General features: G+C 62.1%; 4 protein-coding genes. 2 read left to right on the forward strand and 2 right to left on the reverse strand.

Annotation, left to right across the window (positions count from 1 at the left end; translation table 11 throughout):
- Positions 1-22 precede the first annotated feature (22 nt).
- Positions 23-694, reverse strand: coding sequence for a ceramidase domain-containing protein (locus tag EN955_RS34020; protein WP_024504962.1), 672 nt, complete (start codon positions 692-694; stop codon positions 23-25).
- Positions 695-866: 172 nt separating this feature from the next.
- Here EN955_RS34020 and EN955_RS34025 point away from each other — a divergent pair, with 172 nt between their 5' ends.
- Together EN955_RS34025 and EN955_RS34030 are read left to right on the forward strand one after the other, a co-directional pair.
- Complete coding sequence (locus EN955_RS34025) at positions 867-1,652, forward strand: thioredoxin family protein (RefSeq protein ID WP_013528826.1); 786 nt, start codon at positions 867-869, stop codon at positions 1,650-1,652.
- A 433-nt stretch (positions 1,653-2,085) separates the two neighbouring features.
- Positions 2,086-2,469, forward strand: coding sequence for a DUF2794 domain-containing protein (locus tag EN955_RS34030; protein ID WP_013528825.1), 384 nt, complete (start codon positions 2,086-2,088; stop codon positions 2,467-2,469).
- Positions 2,470-2,601: 132 nt separating this feature from the next.
- Here EN955_RS34030 and EN955_RS34035 read toward each other — a convergent pair whose 3' ends face one another.
- The gene (locus tag EN955_RS34035; protein WP_024504961.1) at positions 2,602-3,174 is read right to left on the reverse strand and encodes a GNAT family N-acetyltransferase; all 573 of its coding nucleotides are present in this window, start codon (positions 3,172-3,174) and stop codon (positions 2,602-2,604) included.
- Positions 3,175-3,365 lie beyond the last annotated feature (191 nt).

Consider the following 3,365-nt stretch of genomic DNA (forward strand, 5'->3'; position numbering starts at 1 on the left):
ATTCCCCTATTCCCCTATTCCCCTATTCCCTTACTTTCGGCGCCCCAAACCGCGCCGCGGCGGCCAACAACACACCCAGCATCAGCCCGTTGAGGATGTGCCAGAGGAAGTGCGTGCCGAGCGGGAAGCCGCCGCAGACCAGCGGGTCGATCATCCGGCAGACGACGGACACCACGAAGATCGCCGATCCGGCCAGATTGTACCAGCCGGCGCGATTGCCGCTGGCGGCCACCAGCGCGCCGAAGAAGGCGAGCGCCAGGAACGGCGGCAGATAGCCCGTCGTGCCGTTCGACGCCTGGCGCAGCCAGTCCGGCACGGCAACGGTTATCGCCCCGGCAATCACATAGAAGGCGATGAAGATGGCGATGGCTTTGCCCCATCGCATGCCGAGGAAGCGACGCAGATTGAAGAGCGTGTAGGCCAGCGTGAAGCCGGCGATCGGCAGCACGTCGGCCCAGACCGTGCCCTTGGTGGCAAAAGTGTGAAAGATCGTCGAGCCGATGCCGATCGCCACCACCCACCAGGCCAGAACCTCGGCGAAGGCGCCGGTGCCCAGCCTTCGCACCTCGCGCACGCCCCACAGGCCGGCGGCGATGAAGGCGAAGTTGGTCAGGGCGTTGACCGGTTCGGACCAGAATTCCGGGCCGGTCCGCTCGCAATAGAGGTCGACCGGCGCCAAAAACGTTTGCCACATCGCGATTGCCGCCCGAATCGGTTTCTATCCTGAAGCGCAGATCCTTCCTATTGCGGCGTTGCGGTCGGCTGCAACGGCAAAATTTCACCGCAACGTGACTTCCCGTTGACTTCCGGTTCTGCCACATATTTCAGCAATCAAGATAAAGCCGGCATCACCGGCGGGAATCGGAATGGCCATGGCCTCGCGAAAATCATTGTGGCTGGCAGCTCTTGCGCTGGCCTTCTCGGCGTCTGCCGGCGCCGGGCATGCCGGCGAATCCGATCGCGCCCAGACCGACCGGGTCCAGATCGAAAAGCCATTGGGCGTGGTCGAGCTGTTCACCAGCCAGGGCTGCAGTTCCTGCCCGCCGGCCGATACTCTGTTCTCCGAACTTGCCGCCAAGGAAGACATCGTCGCGCTCGCCTATCACGTCGACTACTGGGACTATCTCGGCTGGCAGGACACGCTCGGCCGCAAGGAGAACACCGAGCGGCAATACGACTATATGCGCGCCTTCGGCAGCCGCTCCGTCTATACGCCGCAGGCCGTCATCAATGGCCGCGTCCATGTCAACGGCGCCAACCGCGGCGAGGTCGATGGTGCGCTCGCCCGCATGGCCAAAAGCGGTGAAGGCATGCGCGTCGCCGTCAAGGTCAGCCGCACCAGCGATCGCGTGATGATCGACGCCGGCGATGCCGGCAACGGCCCCAGCGACGCCCATGTCGTCATCGTCTATTTCGACCCGCCGCAGACGGTCAAAGTCGGCGAGGGCGAAAATACCGGCCGCAAGATGACCTACTGGAACGCCGTCACCGGCATCCAGACCGCCGGCATGTGGCATGGCAAGGCACAGCGCTACGAACTGCCGATGAGCGAGATTGCCAAAAAGGGCGGCTGCGCCGTGCTGCTGCAGTCGGTCGGCAAGGACGGCATGCCCGGTCCCATTCTCGGCGCCGCATTCATCCACAAGCCTTGAGATAGAGCGCTCAAACCCCTGCCGCGGTAGCGCGAAGGTTCACCTATCACCAGCCAATAAAAAACCGACGTCAGCTTGCTTCTGACGCCGGTCATTTAGGTTTTGGGATCGTCGCTCCCGGTTCTTCCGAGGAAGAGCCGAGGTTGGTTCGATCCGACGCAGACCCGTGGGCGGGGGGCTTGGGGTTTACGAGCCGGTGCCGGACCGAACCGTCTCAGGCAACGCCGGTAAATTCGTCGGACATTGGGGCATGAGCGCGGATAAAAAAAGGCAGAAATGTGGCGGAACATCACCAATTCCAACACGGCGTTTCATAAAAGTGACTGGACGTGACGGAAACGGCGCGGCGCGGGGCTCGGTTCGCCGGGCCTTGCAATTCAGTCGCGAACACGCCAACTTTGGTTGGCAAAGATTCATTTTGAAGGATCGAGGCATGACCGATGACAGTGGCGGGACGGGGGATGGGGACGCATCCGCAATAATCCCGCTGCACGAGGCGCGACGCGAACGTCTCGATCAGCCGGTGCGGTTCGACCGACGCGAGCTGGACCAGATCCTCAGGCTCTACGGACGCATGGTCGCCGCCAATGAATGGCGCGACTACGCCATCGATCATCTCGCCGACCGCGCTGTCTTTTCCGTCTTCCGCCGCACCAGCGAAGTGCCGCTGTTCCAGATCGTCAAGGATCCGAAACTGGCCCGCAAGCAGGGCGCCTTTGCCGTCATCGCCGCCGGCGGCCGCATCTTGAAACGCGGCCAGGAACTCGGCCGCGTGCTCGGTGTGTTCGACAGCAAGTTGAAGCTGGTCGAAGCCTGAGCAGGGAATTAGAGCAGGGGAATTGAAGAAATGGAGAATTGATGAGTTGAAGAAAAGGCCTCGGCGTCATCTGTTGCCGCCGCTTCTTTTTATTCTTCAGTTCTTCAATTGCGCAATTCTTCAGTTCCTTCTTCAGTCCCCTCTAAGGCGAAACTTCCGCTCTGGCAGCGAACTCGGATCGGGCGGCGCCGATGCCCCGCCATTCAGCGACAGCTGCATGAACACCGTGTCCAGCCAGCGCCCGTGCTTGTAGCCGGAGCCTTCCAGGCGGCCCGAATGGCGAAAGCCGAGCTTTTCGTGCAGCCGCACCGAGGCGCTGTCGGGACGGCCATCGCCGATCACCGCGATGATCTGGCGAAAGCCCGCCGTCGTCACCGCCTCGATCAGGCTTTGCATCAGCTTGAGCCCGACGCCCTGGCCCTTGGCCTCGGGCGCGACATAGACCGAATCCTCGACAATGAAGCGATAGGCCGGGCGTGGCCGGAAGGCACCGGCATAGGCGTAGCCGAGAACCGCGCCGTCCTTCTCCGCCACCAGGTAGGGAAAGCCGCCGGCCATCAGGCTGTCGAATCGAACACCCATCTCCGCGCGGCTCGGCGGCTCCAACTCATAGCTCGCCGTGCCTTTGGCGACCGCGTCGGCGTAGATGCCCGTGATGCTGTCGAGGTCGGCCGCTGTCGCCGGTCGAATCGTAATAGTGCTCATAATTTATGCGCGCCATTTCTCTGCTCGCGATAACAGCAAAGCCCGGCACAAAAGAAAAGGGCGGCCGTTGGGCCGCCCTTCAGACTGCTGACAAACCCCGTCGATTTTCGGCGGGGTTTTTTTGTTATGTGATTGAAGTGTCTTGGACTGTTTGTGTCAGGGGATTTTGACAGGAGGCGTTGGGCCTCATG

Source organism: Mesorhizobium sp. M7A.F.Ca.CA.001.04.2.1, assembly GCF_003998485.1.
Lineage (GTDB): Bacteria > Pseudomonadota > Alphaproteobacteria > Rhizobiales > Rhizobiaceae > Mesorhizobium > Mesorhizobium ciceri.

What these genes read in the sequence shown, in the direction of transcription:
- EN955_RS34020 (WP_024504962.1), bottom strand. Translation starts at nt 694, where the DNA reads ATGTGGCAAACGTTTTTGGCGCCGGTCGACCTCTATTGCGAGCGGACC.
- EN955_RS34025 (WP_013528826.1), top strand. Translation starts at nt 867, where the DNA reads ATGGCCATGGCCTCGCGAAAATCATTGTGGCTGGCAGCTCTTGCGCTG.
- EN955_RS34030 (WP_013528825.1), top strand. Translation starts at nt 2,086, where the DNA reads ATGACCGATGACAGTGGCGGGACGGGGGATGGGGACGCATCCGCAATA.
- EN955_RS34035 (WP_024504961.1), bottom strand. Translation starts at nt 3,174, where the DNA reads ATGAGCACTATTACGATTCGACCGGCGACAGCGGCCGACCTCGACAGC.